Raw genomic sequence first — 18,982 nt, forward strand, 5'->3', positions numbered from 1 at the left:
GAGACGGGCCCGGGACGGCTTCCCGGGGGACGGAGAGGCGATGATCGAGGCAACGACCGGCCCGGACGGCGGCACCGACGCGGTGCCGGCGGCCGCGCCGCCGGCCGGCTCCGAGCTGCTCGTGGTCACGGGCATGTCCGGGGCCGGCCGCAGCACCGCCGCCAACGCCCTGGAGGACCTCGGCTGGTACGTGGTGGACAACCTGCCCCCGCAGATGCTGCACACCCTCGCCGACCTCGTCGCCCGCACCCCGCAGGCGCTGCCGCGGCTGGCGGTGGTCATCGACGTGCGGGGCAAGGCCCTGTTCAACGACATGAAGGAGACCCTCGCCGCGCTCGAGGCCTCCGACGTCGACTTCTCCGTGCTCTTCCTCGACGCCTCCGACGAGGTGCTCGTCTCCCGCTACGAGCACCAGCGGCGTCCCCACCCGCTGCAGGCCGGCGGGCGGATCCTCGACGGCATCCGCGCCGAGCGCGCCCTGCTCAAGGACCTGCGCGAGTCCGCCGACGTCGTGCTCGACACCTCCGGCTTCAACGTCCACGCCCTCTCGCGGGCCGTCGCCGACCTGTTCGCCACCGACGGGCCCGTGGTGCTGCGCCTGACCGTGCTCAGCTTCGGCTTCAAGTACGGGGTGCCCGCCGACGCCAACTTCGTCGCGGACGTGCGCTTCATCCCCAACCCGCACTGGGTCCCGGCGCTGCGCCCGCGAACCGGGCAGGACGCCGAGGTGCGCGACTACGTGTTCCGCGAGGAGGGCCCGCAACAGTTCGTCGAGCGCTTCGTCGCGATGCTCGAGCCCGTGTTCGCGGGGTACCGTACCGAGAACAAGCACTACGCCACCGTCGCGATCGGCTGCACGGGCGGGAAGCACCGCTCGGTGGCCGTCAGCGAGGAGGTGGCCCGCAGGCTCGCCAAGCTGCCGCTCGTGACGGTCAACATCCAGCACCGGGACATGGGCCGGGAGTGACCGGCGGACCCCCACCCGCATTGGACCCTCGATGACCGCTTCCCCCACCGGCGCGTTCCCCCGGCTGCCCCTCGGCAGCGGCGCCGACGCCGACCCCCACCACTCGCCCGACGCCGCCGCCCGCCGCCCCGGGGGCGGGCGCCCCTCCGTGGTGGCCCTCGGCGGCGGGCACGGGCTCTCGGCGAACCTCGCGGCGCTGCGCCGCATCACCCCGGCGGTCACCGCCGTGGTGACCGTGGCCGACGACGGCGGCTCCTCCGGCCGCCTGCGCGACGAGCTCGGGGTCCTGCCCCCGGGGGACCTGCGGATGGCCCTGGCCGCCCTGTGCGACGACTCCGAGTGGGGCCGGACCTGGCGCGACGTCATGCAGCACCGCTTCTCCTCCACCGCCGAGCGGCCCACGGGCCTGGACCACCACGCCTTGGGCAACCTGCTCATCGTCGGCCTGTGGGAGCTGCTGGGGGACCCGGTGGCCGGGCTCGAGTGGGCCGGGGCCCTGCTGGGGGCCCGCGGGCGGGTCCTGCCCATGTCCACCGTGCCGCTGGTCATCGAGGGCGACGTCCCGGAGCCCGCCCCCGGCGGTGGCCCCGCCCCGACCCTGCGCACGATCACCGGGCAGGCCCACCTGGCCAAGCAGGCCGACGTGTGCAACGTCCGGCTCGTGCCCGCCGACGCCCCCGCCTGCCCCGAGGCCGTCGGGGCCGTGGGCGCGGCCGACTGGGTCGTGCTCGGGCCCGGCTCCTGGCACACCTCCGTGCTGCCCCACCTGCTGCTGCCCGGGCTGCGGGAGGCGATCTGCACGGCCCCCGGCCGGCGGTGCGTGACCCTCAACCTCTCCCCGGACACCGAGACCCGCGGCAAGACCGCCGCCGACCACCTGCGGGTGCTCCAGGCCTACTGCCCCGAGCTGACCCTCGACGTGATCCTCGCCGACCCGTCGGCGACCGAGGACCGCGGCGACCTCGAGCGGGTCGCCGCCGGCCTCGGCGCGGCGGTCCACTACGCCGACGTCCGGGCGAGCCCCGGCACCGGCGTGCACAACTCCCTCAAGCTCGCGGCCGCCTACCAGGAGATCCTCGAGCGCCACCGCTGAGCACCACCGCTGAGCACCGGCCCGCCGGCACCGCCGCGGCCCGGCCCCCCCACCCCCACACCGGAAAGGAACCGCGTGGCCCTGACGTCATCGGTCAAGGAAGAACTGTCCCGCCTCGAGGTCAAGAAGTCCTCGGAGCGGCGGGCCGAGCTCTCGGCGCTGCTGCGCTTCGCCGGGGGGCTGCACATCGTCGCCGGCCGGATCGAGGTCGAGGCGGAGGTCGACTCCGGGGCCACGGCCCGGCGGGTGCGCCGCACCATCGCCGAGGTCTTCGGCCACGACAGCGAGCTCGTGGTGGTCTCCGGCGGCGGCCTGCGCCGCGGCAGCTCCTACGTGGTGCGCGTGGGCCGCGACGGCGAGGCCCTCGCCCGCCAGACCGGTCTGCTCGACGGCCGCGGCCGGCCCGTGCGCGGCCTGCCGCCGGCGGTCGTCAACGGGGCGGTGGCCGACGCCGCGGCCGTGCTGCGCGGGGCCTTCCTCGCCCACGGCTCGCTGACCGAGCCCGGGCGCTCGGCCGCCATGGAGTTCACCTGCCCGGGCCCGGAGGCCGCGCTCGCCCTCGTGGGCGCCGCCCGCCGGCTCGGGGTGCTCGCCAAGGCACGGGAGGTGCGCGGGGCCGACCGCGTGGTCGTGCGCGACGGCGACGCGATCGCGGCGCTGCTGACCCGGATGGGCGCCCACCGCACGCTGCTGCAGTGGGAGGACCGCCGGATGCGCAAGGAGGTCCGGGCCACGGCCAACCGCCTCGCCAACTTCGACGACGCCAACCTGCGCCGCTCCGCCCAGGCCGCGGTGGCCGCCGGGGCCCGCGTCGAGCGCGCCCTCGAGATCCTGGGCGACGAGGTCCCCGAGCACCTGCGCCAGGCCGGGGAGCTGCGGCTGTCCAACAAGCAGGCCAGCCTCGACGAGCTGGGCCGGCTGGCCGACCCGCCGCTGACCAAGGACGCCGTCGCCGGGCGGATCCGGCGGCTGCTCGCGATGGCCGACCGCCGGGCCGAGGAGCTCGGCGTGCCGGGCACGGACGCGGCGGCCGAGACCGCCGCCGGGACCGCGGCCGAGGGAGCCGGGCCCGCCCCCGCCGCGGCCGGTGAGCCCGCCGCCGGGCCGCCCGCCGGCGGCCGCTGAGCACGGCGGGACCGCTCCCGGGCGGGCCCGCCTGCGCTTCCGTGGGTTCGCTCCCGGACCCGTCCGGGAATGTGGGTTTGTGTGGGTTCTGGGCTGAGGAGCCGAAAAAACTTTCACGACCCCAAGACAACCAATCGAATACCACGTAGACTGGAGCACAACAGCACCGAACTCCACACCGACCACAGCACAGGAGAACGCAGTGACCATTCGAGTGGGCATCAACGGCTTCGGACGCATCGGCCGCAACTTCCTCCGGGCGGTGCGCGAGCACGGCCAGAACGTCGAGGTCGTGGCCGTCAACGACCTCACGGACCCCAAGACCCTGGTCCACCTCTTCCGCTACGACTCCGTCCTGGGCCGCTACCCGGGCGAGGTCACCCTCGAGGACGACGTCATGACCGTGGACGGGCAGCAGGTCCGCTTCCTGGCCGAGCCCGACCCCGCCAAGCTGCCGTGGGGCGAGCTGGGCGTGGACGTGGTCGTGGAGTCCACCGGGCGCTTCACCAACGGCACCAAGGCGAAGGCGCACCTGGACGGCGGGGCGAAGAAGGTCGTCCTCTCCGCCCCGGGCAAGGAGATCGACGGCACCTTCGTGCCGGGCGTGAACCTGGACGCCTACGACGCCGCGTCGATGGACATCGTCTCGGCCGCCTCCTGCACCACCAACTGCCTCGCACCCATGGCGAAGGTCCTCAACGACGCGTTCGGCATCGAGCGCGGCCTGATGACCACCATCCACGCCTACACCGCGGACCAGAACCTCCAGGACGGCCCGCACAAGGACCTCCGCCGCGCCCGCGCCGCCGCCCTGAACATGGTCCCCACCACCACCGGGGCCGCCGCCGCCGTGGGGCTCGTGCTCCCGGAGCTCAAGGGCAAGCTCGACGGCTTCGCGGTGCGCGTGCCCGTCCCGACCGGCTCGCTCGTGGACCTCACCTTCGAGGCGTCGAAGGACGTCACCGTCGAGGAGGTCAACGCCGCCATGAAGGCCGCCGCCGAGGGCCCCATGAAGGGGATCGTCAAGTACACCGAGGACCCGATCGTCTCCTCGGACATCCAGGGCGACGACATCTCCACGATCTTCGACGCGCCGCTGACCAAGGTCATCGACGGCCAGGTCAAGGTCATCGCGTGGTACGACAACGAGTGGGGCTACACCGTGCGCCTCGTCAACGTCGTCTCCCACGTCGCGTCGCAGCTCTGAGGCCCGGCACCCCGGTAGGGTGAGCGTCATGGCACATGCACTTGACGAACTGATCGCCGACGGCGTCGCCGGGCGCCGCGTCCTCGTCCGCTCGGACCTCAACGTCCCCCTGGACGGCGTCACGGTGACCGACGACGGCCGCGTCCGCGCGTCCCTGCCGGTCATCGAGAAGCTCGCCCACGCCGGGGCCCGCGTGATCGTGATGGCCCACCTCGGCCGGCCCAAGGGCCAGGTGGACCCGAAGTACTCGATCGCCCCTGCCGGGCAGCGCCTGGCCGAGCTGGCCGACGTCCCGGTGCGGATCGCCACCGACGTCGTCGGCCAGGACGCCCGGGACAAGGCCGCGGCCCTGGCCGACGGCGAGGTGCTGGTGCTCGAGAACGTGCGCTTCGACCCGCGCGAGACCTCGAAGGACGACGCCGAGCGCGGCGCCCTCGCCGACGAGCTGGCCGCCCTGACCGGCGAGAACGGCGCCTACGTGGGCGACGCCTTCGGGGCGGTGCACCGCAAGCACGCCTCCGTCTACGACATCGCCCACCGGCTGCCCGCCTACCAGGGCGACCTCGTCAGGCGCGAGCTCGAGGTCCTCACCAAGGTCGTCCAGGACCCGGAGCGGCCCTTCGTCGTCGTGATGGGCGGGTCGAAGGTCTCGGACAAGCTCGCCGTGATCGACAACCTCATCGGCCGGGCCGACGCCCTGCTCATCGGCGGCGGCATGGTCTTCACCTTCCTCGCGGCCCAGGGCCACCGCGTCGGCGGGTCCCTGCTCGAGGAGGACCAGCTCGAGACGGTCAAGGGCTACCTCGAGCGGGCGGCCGACGCCGGCACCGAGATCGTCCTGCCCGTCGACGTCGTCTACGCGGAGCGCTTCGCGGCCGACGCCCCGCACGAGACCCGCCCCGTCGAGGACATCGTCGGCGGGCAGATCGGCGCCTCCGGCCTCGGCCTGGACATCGGCCCCGCCTCCGCGGCGCTGTTCGCCGACCGGATCAAGGCCGCCCGCACGGTGTTCTGGAACGGGCCCATGGGCGTGTTCGAGATGGACGCCTTCGCCGCCGGGACCCGGGCGGTCGCCGAGGCCATCGTCGCCTCGGAGGCCATGAGCGTGATCGGCGGCGGCGACTCCGCCTCCGCCGTGCGCAACCTCGGCTTCACCGACGAGCAGTTCGGCCACATCTCCACCGGCGGCGGCGCGTCGCTGGAGTTCATCGAGGGCAAGGAGCTGCCCGGCGTCGTCGCCCTCGGCGCCTGACCACCACCACGGCGGAAGGGCATCCCGGGACACGCGCCCGGGGTGCCCTTCCCGCACCCCGCACGAGCAGCGGCGAGAGCGCCGCGGACAGGACCAGCAGATGACCTCGCAGACCAACGGGAGCTTCGACCGCACGCCGCTGATCGCCGGCAACTGGAAGATGAACATGGACCACGTCCAGGGCATCGCCCTGCTGCAGAAGCTGGCGTGGACCCTCGACGACGCCAAGCACGACCACGACCGCGTCGAGGTCGCCGTGTTCCCGCCGTTCACCGACCTGCGCTCCGTGCAGTCCCTCGTGGAGGCCGACGGGCTGCGGGTGCGCTACGGCGCCCAGGACCTCTCCGACAAGGACTCCGGGGCCTACACCGGGGACGTCTCCGGGCAGTTCCTCGCCCGCCTCGGGTGCACCTACGTGCTCGTGGGCCACTCCGAGCGGCGCACCCTCCACGGCGAGACGGACGCCCTGTGCGCCGCCAAGATCGCCGCGGCCCACCGCCACGGCCTCGTGCCGGTGCTGTGCGTGGGCGAGGGCCTGGAGGTCCGCCAGGCCGGCGAGCACGTCGGCCACACCCTCGAGCAGCTGCGCGGGGCCGTCGCCGGGCTCGACGCCGAGCGCGTGGCGGAACTCGTGGTCGCCTACGAGCCCGTGTGGGCCATCGGCACCGGCGAGGTCGCCGGACCCGAGGACGCCCAGGAGATGGCTGCCGCGATCCGCGCCGAGCTGGCCGACCTCCACGACGCGCGCACCGCCGCCCGCACCCGCATCCTCTACGGCGGCTCGGCGAAGGCCGCCAACGCCGCGGCGCTGCTGAAGGGCAGGGACGTGGACGGCCTGCTGGTCGGCGGGGCCAGCCTCGACGCCGAGGAGTTTGCTAGCATTGCCAGGTTCGAGCAGCACCTCGTGACCGACTGATCACGACCCCCTGACCGACGGCGCCCGCCCCGGGCGCCCGCTCGGCACCGACCCCCGGGAAGGGCCTCCGTGGAAATCCTGCAGACCGTGCTCCTGGTGATCATCGTGGTCACCAGCCTCCTGGCCGTCCTGCTCGTCCTGCTGAACAAGGGCAAGGGCGGCGGCCTGTCCGACATGTTCGGCGGCGGCATGACGCAGTCGCTCAACACCTCCGGCGTGGCGCAGAAGAACCTCGTGCGGCTGACCACGATCGTGGCGGTCGCGTGGGCGCTGGCCGTGGCGGCCTACGCGCTGACGATGCGCTTCACCACGCCGGGCGCCTGACGCGGCACCCGTGCACGGGCCCCCGGGACGCCGTCCCGGGGGCCCGTGCACGTCCGGCACCGCGGCGGGCGGGCGCCGCTCAGGCCCCGGCGGCGTCCCGGGCGAGGAGCAGGAGGGTCTCCTGCGCGCCCCGGACCCCGGCCCCGGGCGTGCGCCCGACCGGTGCCCCGGCGCGCACCGCGGCGACGGCCTGCGCCTTCTCCGCCCCCGCCACGAGCAGCCACACCCGCTCGGCCGCGTTGATCAGCGGCAGCGTCATGCTCACCCGCTGCGGCGGCGGCTTGGGCGAGTCCCGCACCCCCAGCACCGTGGCCCGCTCCTCGTGCACGTGCGGGCGGCCCGAGAACAGGGAGGCCACGTGCCCGTCCGGGCCCAGGCCCAGCAGGGAGAGGTCGAAGCGGGGGAGGGGCCCGTCGCGGCCCTCGCGCGCCGCGGCCGCCGCCAGCTCCCGCAGGTAGTCCTCGGCGGCCTCCTCCGGGGACGTGAACTCGTCGGCGGAGCCCATGCAGTGGACCCGGTCCGGGTCCAGGGCGAGCGCCCCGCCCACGGCCTCGGCGGCCTGGACGCAGTTGCGCTCCGCGCTGGCGCCCTCGGTGAAGCGCTCGTCGGACCACCAGACGTCGACCCGGGACCAGTCCACGGCGGAGCGGTCCGGGGAGGTGGCCACGGCGGCGAGCACCGCCGTGCCCATGCCCCCGCCGGTCAGCACGACGGAGGCCTCGCCGCGTTCGTCCTGGGCCGCGGTCAGCACGTCGAGCACCCGCCCGGCCGTGGCCTCGGCCAGGGTCCGGGCGTCGGGGTGGACGGCGGTCCGGAGCTCGCTCACGGTGTTCCTCCTCGGGTCCCGGTCTGGGGGGTGCCGGCGGCGGGGGCGCCCGACCCGGCGTCGCCGGGGGCGGCGGCGGGCACGGCCGCCGGCTGCTCGCGGCCCCCGCCGTGGGCGGCCAGGAAGGCCGCCGCGCCGGGGGAGAGCTCCCCGGAGTGGTCCACCACGCGCGCCACGCGCACGTCGCGCAGCCCCGTGGTGAGCACCTCGCCGTAGACCTCGTCCGGGTCCAGGCGGCGCAGCTCCTCGGCCAGGCACGCGTTGAGGTCGCGCACCGGCATCGCGACCTGCTGGTCCGGCTGGCCCGGCTGGCGCAGCACGGCGACACTGCGGCCCGGGCGCTCGAGCGCGATCTCGCCGTCGTCGCGCACCAGCACCACCCGGTGCAGCCGCCGGTTGCCGGGGGAGTCGATGAACGAGACCTCGGCGTCCAGGCGGGTGCCCAGCCACGCCCCGAGGAGCACGACGCTGGGGGAGCGCCCGGAGCCCTCGACGACGACCTCGCGCACGGGGGCCGGGCCCGCCTGGTCGAGGACCGCCGCGAGCTGGATCCGCCAGTTGGTGATCCGGGTCCAGGACAGGTCGGTGTCGCCGGGCACGTAGCGGGAGCCGAGGTCGTGCAGGGCCGCCCAGGCGTCCTCGTGGCGGGCGGCGTCGGTGATCCGGCGGTGGGCGATGCCCGCGATCGAGGACGTCGTCGGGGAGGTGTCGGGGACCCGGTGGGCCCACCACACCACGATCGGGGCGTCAGGCAGCAGCAGCGCCGAGAACAGCGTCTCGGTGGGCTCGGCGAGCGCGCCGTAGCCGTGCAGGACGATCACCTCCGAGGCCCCGGCGTCCCCGCCCATGCGCAGCTGCGCGTCGAGGCGGGTGTCTTCCGAGGAGGCGTGGGCCACGTGCACGATGATCCGGCACGGGTGCTCGTGGCTGGCGAAGTTCGCCGCCTCGAGGGCCGCCTCGGAGTGGCCCGCCTGGGCGAGCACCACCAGCGTCAGCACGCGCCCGAGGGTCACCACCCCGTGCTGGTCGCGCAGCTGGTGCAGCTTCTTGTCGATGGCGGAGGTGGTGGTGTTCTCCATCGATACGATCACGGTCGCCTCCAGACGCGTCCGTCGCGGGCCAGGAGCGCGTCCGCCCCGGCGGGCCCCCACGAGCCGGGGGCGTAGGACTCCGGCACGATCCCCTGCTCCTGCCAGCACTGCTCGAAGGGGTCGAGGATCCGCCAGGACAGCTCGACCTCCTCGTGGTCCGGGAACAGGGGCGGCTCCCCCAGGAGCACGTCGAGGATCAGCCGCTCGTACGCCTCGGGGCTGGACTCGGTGAACGAGTGCCCGTAGCCGAAGTCCATGGTCACGTCGCGGATCTCGGACTGGGTGCCGGGGACCTTGGAGCCCAGCCGGATCGTCACCCCCTCGTCGGGCTGGATCCGGACCACGATCACGTTGCGCCCGAGGTCCTCGTGCCCGTTGTCGCCGAAGAGCAGGTTGGGGGAGCGCTTGAGCTGGACCGCGACCTCGGTCACCCGCCGGCCCAGGCGCTTGCCGGCCCGCAGGTAGAACGGCACCCCGGCCCAGCGCCGGTTGTTGATGTCCAGGCGCAGCGCGGCGTAGGTCTCGGTGCGGGAGTCGGCCGGGATGTCCTGCTCCTCGTGGAAGCCGCGCACCTGCTGGCCGCCCTGCAGCCCGGCCGCGTACTGGCCGAGCGCGGAGTACGCGGCGAGGTCCTCGGGGACGACGACGGAGGCCAGCACCTTCGCCTTCTCGGCGCGCATGTGGTGGGCCTCGAAGGACAGCGGCTCCTCCATCGCAGTGAGCGCCAGCAGCTGCAGCAGGTGGTTCTGGATCACGTCGCGGGCCGCGCCCACGCCGTCGTAGTAGCCGGCCCGGGAGCCGATGCCGATGTCCTCGGCCATGGTGATCTGCACGTGGTCCACGAACCTGTTGTTCCACAGCGGCTCGAACATCTGGTTGGCGAAGCGCAGCGCCAGGATGTTCTGCACCGTCTCCTTGCCCAGGTAGTGGTCGATGCGGAACACGCAGTCCGCGGGGAAGACCCGTTCGACGATGGCGTTGAGCTCGGCGGCGGACTCGAGGTCGTGGCCGAAGGGCTTCTCGATCACCACCCGCCGCCAGCCGGAGGCGTTCTCGTGGTCGGCGAGGCCGTGGTCGGCCAGCTGCTGGCACACGGTCTCGAAGGCCTTGGGCGGGATCGAGAGGTAGAAGGCGTGGTTGCCGCGGGTCCCGTAGTGGACGTCGAGCTCCTTGAGCGTCGCCTTCAGGGACTCGTAGGCGCGGTCGTCGTCGAACTCCCCGCGCACGAACCGGATCCCGGTCGCGAACTGGCGCCAGACGTCCTCCCGGAACGGGGTGCGGGCGTGGGCCTCGACGGACTCGCGCACCACGGCGCGGAAGTCGTCGTGGGTCCACTCCCGCCGGCCGAAGCCGACGACGGCGAACGAGGGCGGGAGCAGGCCGCGGTTGGCGAGGTCGTACATCGCCGGCAGCAGCTTCTTCTTGGCGAGGTCGCCGGTGACGCCGAAGAGCACGAGCGCCGACGGCGCGGCGACGCGCACGAGCCGCCGGTCCCTCCGGTCCCGCAGGGGGTTGCGGGCGAACTTGTCTGGCAACGGATCTCCTTTCCGTCCCGGCGCGTCCCGGGGACCGGGGCCGGGGGCCTGCACGCGGGAACGGTCGGCGCGGGCGAGCCCGCGCCGACCGTGGCGTCCCCCCAGTCTAGGGGAGCACGGGGCGCTCCTCCCAGCCGGGTGGGCTCAGCCCGCGAGGGCCTCCACGGCGCGCACCAACTGACGCACGCCCTCGGCCCGGTCGGTCAGGCGCAGGCGCAGGACCGGGCGGCCGTGGTCGGCGAGCACCTGGGCGTCGCCGTCGGCCTGCGCGGAGATCAGCTCGCCGAAGCTGAACGGGCTGTCGGGGATCTCCAGGTCGGTGTCCGAGGCGGCGGTGACCTGCAGGTACACGCCCTCGGCGGGCCCGCCCTTGTGGTACTGGCCGGTGGAGTGCAGGAACCGGGGACCCCACCCGAAGGTCGTGGGCCGGCCCGTGGCGCGGGCCAGCAGCGGGCGCACCTGCTCCAGCTCGGCCCAGGAGAGCCGGTCGAAGTAGGCCTGCACCGCCACGTAGCCGGAGTCGGGCAGGGCCTCCAGCAGGTGGCGCAGGGCCTGCTCGACGGTCGTGGCCCCGCGCAGCAGCTGCGCGTCGCCGCGGATCTCCACCGCGCCGTCGACCGCCTCGGGCGCCGTGGGCTCCGGCTTCGCCTCGAGCAGGGCGCGGGTGGCGGTCTTGGCGGACTCGACGTCGGGCTGGTCGTAGGGGTTGATCCCGAGCAGCCGGCCGGCGACCGCGGTGGCGACCTCCCACAACAGCAGCTGGGCGCCCAGGGACCCGCCCACGCGCACGGCGTCGCCCTCCGGGGCGTCCTCGGCGTCGGCGGCGACGAGGTCGACCACGAGCACGTCCGGGGCCCCGGCCTCCGGGGCCTCGCCCGCGCCGACGACGACGGGCAGCAGCCCGGTGCCCTCCTTGCCGGTGGACTCGGCGATCAGCTGCTCGGCCCAGTCGGCGAAGCCGGCGATGCCCGAGCCGAGGTCGCGCAGCACGAGCTTGTTGCGCAGCGGCTCGGTCCCGCCCAGGGCGGCGCCCAGGTGCAGGCCGGGGTTGTCCTCGGCGTCCTCGCGCAGGACCTCCGCCGCCTCGTCGGCGTCGTCGAGCAGGGCGGCGACGTCCACGCCGGCCAGGCCCGCGGGGACCAGCCCGAACGCGGTCAGCGCCGAGAAGCGCCCGCCCACGGTCGGGTCGGCGGTGAAGACGCGGCGGTAGCCGGCCTCCCGGGCCGAGGCCTCCATGGGGGAGCCGGGGTCGGTGACGACGACGATCCGGGAGGCGGCGTCGATGCCGGCCTGCTCGAAGGCGCGGGCGAAGGCGCGCCGGGCCGAGTCGGTCTCCACCGTGGAGCCGGACTTGGAGGAGACCACGATCGCGGTCCGCTCCAGCCGGTCGGCCAGGGCGGCGGCGACCATCTCCGGGTCGGTGGAGTCGAGCACGAACAGCTCCGCGCCCGCGGTGCGGGTGATCACCTCGGGGGCCAGCGAGGACCCGCCCATGCCCGCGAGCACGAAGCGGTCCACGCCCTCGGCGGCGAGCTCGTCGCGCAGGGCGGTGATCTCGGGCACCAGCGGGCGCGAGACCTCGGCGGCCTCGACCCAGCCGAGGCGCTTGGCGGACTCCTCCTCCGCGGCGGCCCCCCACAGGGTGGGGTCCTGGGCGAAGAGCTTGCCCGCGAAGCCGTCGGCGACGAGGGCGGGCACGTGGCGGTCGACGGCCTCGCGGGCCGCGCCGGAGGTCTGGACGGTCAGGGAACTCATGGGCTCTCCTCGGGGTCGGTGCGGCCCCGTCCCGGGCCGGGACGGGGCCGGGTGCCGGCGCGCCGCCGGCCGGTGCGGGTCAGCGGGCGTTGTCGAGGGCGGTGCGCACGGTCTGGAGCAGCTCCGCCCAGGAGTCCTCGAACTTGGTCAGGCCCTCGGTCTCGAGCTGGGCGACGACCTCGTCGTAGGAGATGCCCACGCCGGCGATCTCGTCGAGCACGGCGTTGGACTGGGCGTAGGTGCCGGTGATGGTGTCCCCGGTGACCTCGGCGTGGTCGTAGGCGGCCTCGAGGGTCTTCTCCGGCATGGTGTTCACCGTGTGCGGGGCGACCAGGCCGGTGACGTAGAGGGTGTCGGGCAGGGACGGGTCCTTCACCCCGGTGGAGGCCCACAGCGGGCGCTGGGGGTTGGCCCCGGCGGCGGCCAGGCGCCGCCAGCGCTCGGTGTCGAGGGACTCCTCGAAGACCTGGTAGGCCAGGCGGGCGTTGGCCAGCCCGGCCCGGCCCTTGAGCGCGGCGGCCTCGTCGGTGCCGATGGCCTCCAGGCGCTTGTCGATCTCGGTGTCCACGCGGGAGACGAAGAAGGAGGCCACGGAGTGGATCCCGGACAGGTCCTTGCCGTTCTCCAGGGCCTGCTCCAGGCCCAGCAGGTAGGCGTTGACGACCGCCCGGTAGCGCTCGAGGGAGAAGATGAGGGTGACGTTGACGGAGATGCCCTCGGCGATGGTGGCGGTGATCGAGGGCAGCCCGGCCTCGGTGGCGGGGATCTTGATCAGGGCGTTGGGCCGGTCGATCGTGGCCGAGAGGCGGGCGGCCATGGCCGCGGTGGCCTCGGCGTCCTGGGCCAGGCGGGGGTCGACCTCGATCGAGACCCGCCCGTCCACACCCTGGGTGGCCTCGGCGATCGGGGCGAAGAGGTCGCAGGCGGCGCGCACGTCGTCGGTGGTGATGGTCAGCACGGCCTCGTCGACGTCGGTGCCGGCGGCTGCCAGCTCCTGGACCTGCTCCTCGTAGGCGTCGTGGGCGGCCAGGGCGGCGGCGAAGATCGTGGGGTTGGTGGTCACGCCGACCACGTTCTTCTCCTCGATCAGGGCCTGCAGCCCGCCCGAGGCCAGCCGCTGGCGGGAGAGGTCGTCGAGCCAGATGGAGACGCCGGCGTCGGAGAGCTTCTGGGTGGGGGTGGTCATGGGTGCCTCGGTTCCTCGGGGTTCTTCGGGTGCTGGGGGCGGGTGCTGCGGGCGGACGTCCCCGCGGGGCCGGTGCGGCCGCGGTCCCGGGACGCCGCGCGGGCGCCCCGGGACCGGTGCGGGCCTCAGCGACCGGCGGCGGCGATGGACTCCTGGGCGGCGGCGGCCACGGCCTCGGCGGTGATGCCGAACTCGCGGTAGAGGGTCTCGTAGTCGGCCGACTCCCCGAAGTGCTCCAGGGACACCGCCCGCCCGGCGTCGCCGAGCAGGTCGCGCCAGGACATGGCGATCCCGGCCTCGACGCTCACCCGGGCGCGCACGGCCGGGGGGAGCACGGAGTCGCGGTAGTCCTGGTCCTGGGCGTCGAACCACTCCCGGCAGGGCATGGACACGACCCGGGCGGCCACCCCCTGGGCGGCGAGCTGCGTCCGGGCCTCCAGGGCCAGGGCGACCTCGGAGCCGGTGCCGATGAGCACCACGTCCGGGTCCTCGCCCTCGGGAGCGTCGGCGAGGACGTAGCCGCCGCGGGCCACCCCTTCGGCCGAGGCGAACTTCTCGGTCTCGGCCTCCGGGTGCAGGTCGACGCGGGCGAAGGTGGGCACGTTCTGGCGGGTCAGGGCGATCCCGGCCGGGCCGTGCCGGTTCTCCAGCATCGTCCGCCACGCGATCGCGGTCTCGTTGGCGTCGGCGGGCCGGACCACGTCCAGGCCCGGGATCGCGCGCAGCGCCGAGAGCTGCTCCACGGGCTGGTGGGTGGGTCCGTCCTCGCCGAGGCCGATGGAGTCGTGGGTCCACACGTAGATCGAGGGGACCTTCATCAGCGCGCCCAGGCGCACGGCCGGGCGCTGGTAGTCGGAGAAGATCAGGAACGTCCCGGAGAACGCCCGGGTCTGGGAGGACATGGTGATGCCGTTGACGATCGCCGCCGCGGCGTGCTCGCGGATGCCGAAGTGCAGCACCCGCCCGTAGGGGTTGCCGGTCCACTTCGCGGTGGAGCGGGCCTCGGGAATGAAGGAGGGCGCGGACTCGATGGTGGTGTTGTTGGAGCCGGCCAGGTCGGCCGATCCGCCCCACAGCTCGGGGAACGTGTCGGCGATCGCGTTGATCACCTTGCCGGAGGCCGAGCGGGTGGCCACGTCCTTACCGGCCTCGAAGACGGGGAACGCGTCACGGTAGTTCTCCGGCAGCTCCTCGGCACGGATCCGGTCGTAGAGGCGCGCCCGCTCCGGGTTGGCCTCCCGCCACGCGGCGAAGTCCTGCTCCCACTCCTCGCGGACCTGCTTCATGCGGTCCTGGATGGAGCGCGTGTGGGCCAGGATCTCCTCCTCCACCTGGAAGGACTTCTCGGGGTCGAAGCCGAGGATCTCCTTGGTGGCGGCGACCTCCTCGGCCCCGAGCTTGGAGCCGTGGATGGCCCCGGTGTTCTGCTTTCCCGGGGCCGGCCAGCCGATGATCGTGCGCAGGGCGATCAGCGAGGGCTTGCTGGTCTCGGCCTTGGCGGCCAGGATCGCCGCGTGGAGCTCCTCGACGTCCTCGACGTAGTCCCCGGACTTCGTCCAGTCCACCCGGGCCACGTCCCACCCGTAGGCGGCGTAGCGGGCCAGGACGTCCTCGGTGAAGGCCACGTCGGTGTCGTCCTCGATCGAGATGTGGTTGTCGTCGTAGATCACCACGAGGTTGCCCAGCTCCTGCACCCCGGCCAGCGAGGACGCCTCGGAGGTCACCCCCTCCTGCAGGTCCCCGTCGGAGGCGATCACGTAGACCGTGTGGTCGAACACGGAGGTGCCGGGGGCGGCGTCCGGGTCGAACAGCCCGCGGGTGTAGCGCTGGGCGTAGGCGAACCCCACGGCCGAGGCCAGGCCCTGGCCCAGCGGGCCGGTGGTGATCTCCACCCCGGTGGTGTGCCGGTACTCGGGGTGGCCCGGGGTCTTCGAGCCCCAGGTCCGCAGGGACTTGATGTCCTCGAGCTCCATGCCGTAGCCGGAGAGGAACAGCTGCAGGTACAGGGTCAGGGAGGTGTGCCCGGGGGAGAGGATGAACCGGTCCCGGCCGGTCCACCGGTCATCGGCCGGATCGTGGACCATCACCTTCTGGAACAGCAGGTAGGCCGCCGGGGCCAGCGACATCGCCGTGCCCGGGTGGCCGTTGCCCACCTTCTCCACGGCGTCCGCGGCCAGCACGCGGACGGTGTCCACCGCGCGCTGGTCCCGCTCGGTCCAGATCAGCTTCTCAGGAAGGTCGGTCACGTGCATCAGGCCCTTTCTGCTGGGATCGGCTGCCGTGCGCAGCACCTGCCGGCACGGGCCGGCGGTCCGTGGTCCAGCTTAGGTCACGGCCCCGGGGCCCCGGCGCCGATTGCGGCCGGTTGCCCCCGCGCCGCCGCCGGGCCCGGGGCGGGAGCCGCCGGGGCCCGGGTCGCCCCCGGCACGCGCTATGCTGTATGGGACCTTTCCCGCACGCCCGTGGCCGGCCACCGCGCCGCCCTCCGCGCCGCACCGCGCGCCGGCCCCCGCCGTGCCGACCCGCCCGCCCCGGAGCACCTGCACGGCGCCGGGAGGAACCACCGCAACCGGGAGCAATGATTCTGTGAACTTCCTCGAGACGTCGGGACCCGCGGGGCCAGCGACCCCGGGCGCCGGGACCACGGGCACCGCCCCGGGCCCGCGGTACGAGGGGCGGATGACGGTCTCCCGGAAGCTGCGGGCCTACGTGGCGCTGATGAAGCCGCGGATCATCGAACTGCTGCTGGTGGCCACGGTCCCCACCATGATCTTCGCCGAGCAGGGCATGCCCGACTTCCTGCTCGTGCTCAACACCCTCGTGGGCGGCACCCTCGCCGCCGGCGCGGCCGGGGCGTTCAACTGCTTCATCGACCGCGAGGAGGACCGCGTGATGAAGCGGACCGCCCGGCGGCCGCTGGTCACCGGGGAGGTCACCGACCGCGAGGCGCTGGTCTTCGCGTGGGTGCTCTCCGCGGTCTCCGTAGTGTGGCTGGCCGTCGGGGTCAACGCGCTCGCCGCCGCGCTGGGTGCGGTGGCGATCTTCCTCTACGCGGTCTTCTACTCGATCGTCCTCAAGCGGCGCACCGCCCAGAACATCGTCTGGGGCGGGGTCGCCGGGTGCATGCCCGTGCTCATCGGCTGGGCGGCGGTCACCGGCGGGCTCGACTGGCCCGCGCTGATCCTGTTCCTGTTCATCTTCCTGTGGACCCCGCCGCACTACTGGCCGCTGTCCATGAAGTACGCCGAGGACTACTCCCGGGCCGGCGTGCCGATGCTCGGCGCGGTCTCGAGCGCCCGCACGGTCGGCAGCCAGGTGGTGCTCTACGCGTGGGCCACGGTGATCTGCTCGCTGCTGCTCGTCCCAGTGGGCGGTGCCGGCTGGGTCTACGCCGTCACGGCCCTCGCCGCCGGCGTCTGGTTCACCGGCCACAGCCACAGGCTGCACGCCCTGGCCGTGGCCGGGCGGCCCACCGACAAGCAGGCCATGTACGTCTTCCACGGTTCGATCGCCTACATCACCGTGGTCTTCCTGGCGCTCGCCCTGGACCCGTTCGTCGGCGGCCCCGTCCTCTGAGCACACCCGCCGCTCCGGGGGCGGCGCGGACCGGGACCCGCCACGTCCGGTCCTAGGATGGATCCATGCTGACCATGACCTTCCGGGGCCTCGTCGCGTACCCCGTGACCCCCTTCGCCCCCGGCGGTGACCTGGACCTGGGCTCCCTCGAGCGCTACGTGGGCCGGCTCGTGCGCGCCGGGGTGGACGAGGTCGTCGTCCTCGGCACCGCGGGAAGCTTCGCCTACCTCAGCCTCCACGAGCGCACCGAGGTGGTGCGCGTGGCCGTCTCCGCCGCCCGGCACTCCGGCGTGCCGGTCGGCGCGGGCATCTCCGCGATGACCACCCGGGAGGTCCTCGAGACCGCCCATGCCGCCGAGAACGCCGGGGCGGACGGGCTCGTGCTCAACCCGCTGTCCTACATCCCGCTCGTGGCCCAGGAGATCGCCGACCAGGTCGAGACGGTCTCGGCCTCCGTGGCGCTGCCGCTGTGCCTGTACAACAACCCCACCACGACCGGGTTCGACTACCCGGTCGAGCTCGCCGCCGAACTGTCCTGGCTGGAGAACGTCACGGCGTTCAAGGACACCGCGACCGGCCCCGCGGTCCTGGCCGAGCGGCGCCGCCGCTTCGCCCGGCTCGCCGAGCCGGGAACGGTCCACGGGGTCAGCGGGGAGCGGCTGCTGCACGAGGCCGCCCCGGACGCCCAGGCCTGGCACTCGGGCATCGCGGCCGTGCTGCCACGCCAGTACGCGGCGTTCCGGGCGGCCGTGCTGGCCGGGGACGAGGAGGCCGCGCGCACGTGGCAGGCGGCCCTGGCCCCGCTCCTGGAGATCCTGCGCCAGGAGCGCCCGCTGAGCTCCCTCTACGCCCTCGCGGAGGTCTGCGGGGTCAGCACCGCCCCGCCGCGGCGGCCGCTGCTGCCGGTGCCCTCCGCGGGCCGGCAGCGCCTGGCCGAGGCCGTCGAGGTGCTCCTGGACGAGGCGCCCGACGAGCGGTTCTGAGCACCCCGCGGGGCGCACGGCCACAGGACCGGCCGTACGACACCGTGGCCGGGACCGGCCGAACGGACCCGTGGCCGGGCCGGACGCTGTCGCCCTCAGTCCTGGGAGGCGCCGGCGGGCCGGGCGGCGCCGAGGACCGGCGCCGGGACGGCCGTGACGGCGAATCCCTTCTCCACGACCCGGGCCACGGCCCACACGAGCACGGCGGAGCCGACGAGGTGCAGGGCCACGGCCACGATGGGGACGCCGTTGAAGTACTGGTAGTAGCCGATCAGCGCCTGGAGCACCAGCGCCGCGAGCACCACGTTGAGCCCGGAGGCCACGGCCACGGGCCAGCGGTGCCGCCGGGCCAGGACCAGCCCGGCGACGGTCGCGGCGACGAGCAGGTACACGGGCACGGCGTGGGCCCGGGTGATCAGGTAGGCGTCGAAGGCGTGCCGGGCGCTGGAGTCGTCCCCGGCGTGTGGGCCGGTGCCCGTGACGAGGGTGCCCAGGTAGAGCACCAGCAGGGTCAGCAGGCCGATCGCGCCCAGCAGCCGGCGCAGCGCGGACCGGTGCGCGTGGACCTGCCCCGGACGTTCGGCCTCGCCCACGGCGGGCAGGGAGTACCGGCGGGTGCGGTTGACCAGCACGGTGGCCAGGGCGATCATCGCCGACGAGATCAGGTAGTGCACCCCCACGATCCAGGGGTTCAGGCCGGTGAGCACGGTGATCCCGCCGACCACCGCCTGCAGGGGGATGCCCAGACCCAGCACCAGCGCCAGCCGGAAGAGGTCGCGGTGGCGCTCCCGCAGCCGCCACACCGCCAGGAACGTCAGCACGGCGATCGCCGCCAGCAGGAACGTCAGCAGCCGGTTGCCGAACTCGATGATCCCGTGCACGCCCATCTCGGCGGTGTTCGTCCACGACTCGTCGGTGCAGCGCGGCCACGTGGGGCAGCCCAGGCCCGAGCCCGTCAGGCGCACGAGCCCGCCGGTGAGGATGAGCAGGGCGTTGGCCAGCAGGGAGGCCAGCGCCAGCGCCCGCACCCACGGGGTGATCCGGAGGGGCAGCAGCACCCCTCCGAGGGCTCGGGGGCCGGTGGCGGTGGGGGCGGCGGTCATGGTCTCACTTCCGGGCGGAACGGCGGGTGGGCTCGGGGCCAGT

At 74.2% G+C, this 18,982-nt stretch carries 16 protein-coding genes; 9 read left to right on the plus strand and 7 right to left on the minus strand.

Translation table 11 applies throughout. The features are described from left to right. The first annotated feature begins 40 nt into the window (after positions 1-40). The 7 genes from rapZ to secG all read left to right on the plus strand — a co-directional run bounded on the left by rapZ (position 41) and on the right by secG (position 6,884). Positions 41-967 carry an RNase adapter RapZ gene (rapZ, locus tag AS188_RS09610; protein ID WP_058858664.1) on the plus strand — a complete coding sequence of 309 codons (927 nt, stop codon included), beginning with the start codon at positions 41-43 and terminating at the stop codon, positions 965-967. A gap of 31 nt (positions 968-998) precedes the next feature. Next, a complete protein-coding gene (locus AS188_RS09615) occupies positions 999-2,060 on the plus strand; it encodes a gluconeogenesis factor YvcK family protein (RefSeq protein ID WP_083529377.1) in 1,062 nt (353 codons plus the stop codon). A gap of 75 nt (positions 2,061-2,135) precedes the next feature. After that, the gene (gene whiA, locus AS188_RS09620; RefSeq protein ID WP_058858665.1) at positions 2,136-3,185 is read left to right on the plus strand and encodes a DNA-binding protein WhiA; all 1,050 of its coding nucleotides are present in this window, start codon (positions 2,136-2,138) and stop codon (positions 3,183-3,185) included. Between the two features lie 202 nt (positions 3,186-3,387). Continuing rightward, positions 3,388-4,392 carry a type I glyceraldehyde-3-phosphate dehydrogenase gene (gene gap, locus AS188_RS09625; protein ID WP_058858666.1) on the plus strand — a complete coding sequence of 335 codons (1,005 nt, stop codon included), beginning with the start codon at positions 3,388-3,390 and terminating at the stop codon, positions 4,390-4,392. Between the two features lie 28 nt (positions 4,393-4,420). Then, on the plus strand, positions 4,421-5,644 hold the full coding sequence (locus AS188_RS09630) for a phosphoglycerate kinase (protein ID WP_058858667.1): 1,224 nt from the start codon (positions 4,421-4,423) through the stop codon (positions 5,642-5,644). Positions 5,645-5,744: 100 nt separating this feature from the next. Further along, entirely contained in the window at positions 5,745-6,560 is an 816-nt protein-coding gene (gene tpiA, locus AS188_RS09635) for a triose-phosphate isomerase (RefSeq protein ID WP_058858668.1), read from the plus strand. Positions 6,561-6,629: 69 nt separating this feature from the next. Continuing rightward, on the plus strand, positions 6,630-6,884 hold the full coding sequence (gene secG, locus AS188_RS09640; RefSeq protein ID WP_058858669.1) for a preprotein translocase subunit SecG: 255 nt from the start codon (positions 6,630-6,632) through the stop codon (positions 6,882-6,884). A 79-nt stretch (positions 6,885-6,963) separates the two neighbouring features. Here the strand turns inward: secG and pgl are convergent, their stop codons facing one another. From pgl to tkt, 6 genes are all read right to left on the minus strand, one after another. Further along, on the minus strand, positions 6,964-7,710 hold the full coding sequence (pgl, locus tag AS188_RS09645) for a 6-phosphogluconolactonase (RefSeq protein WP_058858670.1): 747 nt from the start codon (positions 7,708-7,710) through the stop codon (positions 6,964-6,966). After that, positions 7,707-8,801, minus strand: a complete 1,095-nt coding sequence (locus AS188_RS09650) for a glucose-6-phosphate dehydrogenase assembly protein OpcA (RefSeq protein ID WP_083529378.1) — start codon at positions 8,799-8,801, stop codon at positions 7,707-7,709. Before AS188_RS09650 ends, pgl begins: the two co-directional genes overlap by 4 nt. Further along, positions 8,798-10,309, minus strand: coding sequence for a glucose-6-phosphate dehydrogenase (zwf, locus tag AS188_RS09655; RefSeq protein WP_058859857.1), 1,512 nt, complete (start codon positions 10,307-10,309; stop codon positions 8,798-8,800). The genes AS188_RS09650 and zwf overlap by 4 nt, the downstream gene beginning before the upstream one ends. Before the next feature lie 171 nt (positions 10,310-10,480). Beyond that, positions 10,481-12,091 carry a glucose-6-phosphate isomerase gene (locus AS188_RS09660; RefSeq protein ID WP_058858671.1) on the minus strand — a complete coding sequence of 537 codons (1,611 nt, stop codon included), beginning with the start codon at positions 12,089-12,091 and terminating at the stop codon, positions 10,481-10,483. A gap of 79 nt (positions 12,092-12,170) precedes the next feature. Then, positions 12,171-13,277, minus strand: coding sequence for a transaldolase (gene tal / locus AS188_RS09665; protein ID WP_058858672.1), 1,107 nt, complete (start codon positions 13,275-13,277; stop codon positions 12,171-12,173). 125 nt (positions 13,278-13,402) lie between these two features. Beyond that, entirely contained in the window at positions 13,403-15,529 is a 2,127-nt protein-coding gene (gene tkt, locus AS188_RS09670) for a transketolase (protein ID WP_186815360.1), read from the minus strand. A gap of 427 nt (positions 15,530-15,956) precedes the next feature. On the opposite strand from tkt, the gene AS188_RS09675 reads away from it, so the two are divergent. Further along, positions 15,957-16,853, plus strand: coding sequence for a heme o synthase (locus AS188_RS09675; RefSeq protein ID WP_058859859.1), 897 nt, complete (start codon positions 15,957-15,959; stop codon positions 16,851-16,853). A 65-nt stretch (positions 16,854-16,918) separates the two neighbouring features. Beyond that, positions 16,919-17,836 (plus strand): dihydrodipicolinate synthase family protein, encoded by a 918-nt coding sequence (locus AS188_RS09680; RefSeq protein ID WP_058858673.1) that lies wholly within the window; start codon positions 16,919-16,921, stop codon positions 17,834-17,836. 95 nt (positions 17,837-17,931) lie between these two features. Here AS188_RS09680 and AS188_RS09685 read toward each other — a convergent pair whose 3' ends face one another. Next, a complete protein-coding gene (locus AS188_RS09685; protein WP_058858674.1) occupies positions 17,932-18,939 on the minus strand; it encodes a COX15/CtaA family protein in 1,008 nt (335 codons plus the stop codon). Positions 18,940-18,982: the final 43 nt, after the last annotated feature.

The organism is Kocuria flava, assembly GCF_001482365.1.
GTDB lineage: Bacteria > Actinomycetota > Actinomycetes > Actinomycetales > Micrococcaceae > Kocuria > Kocuria flava.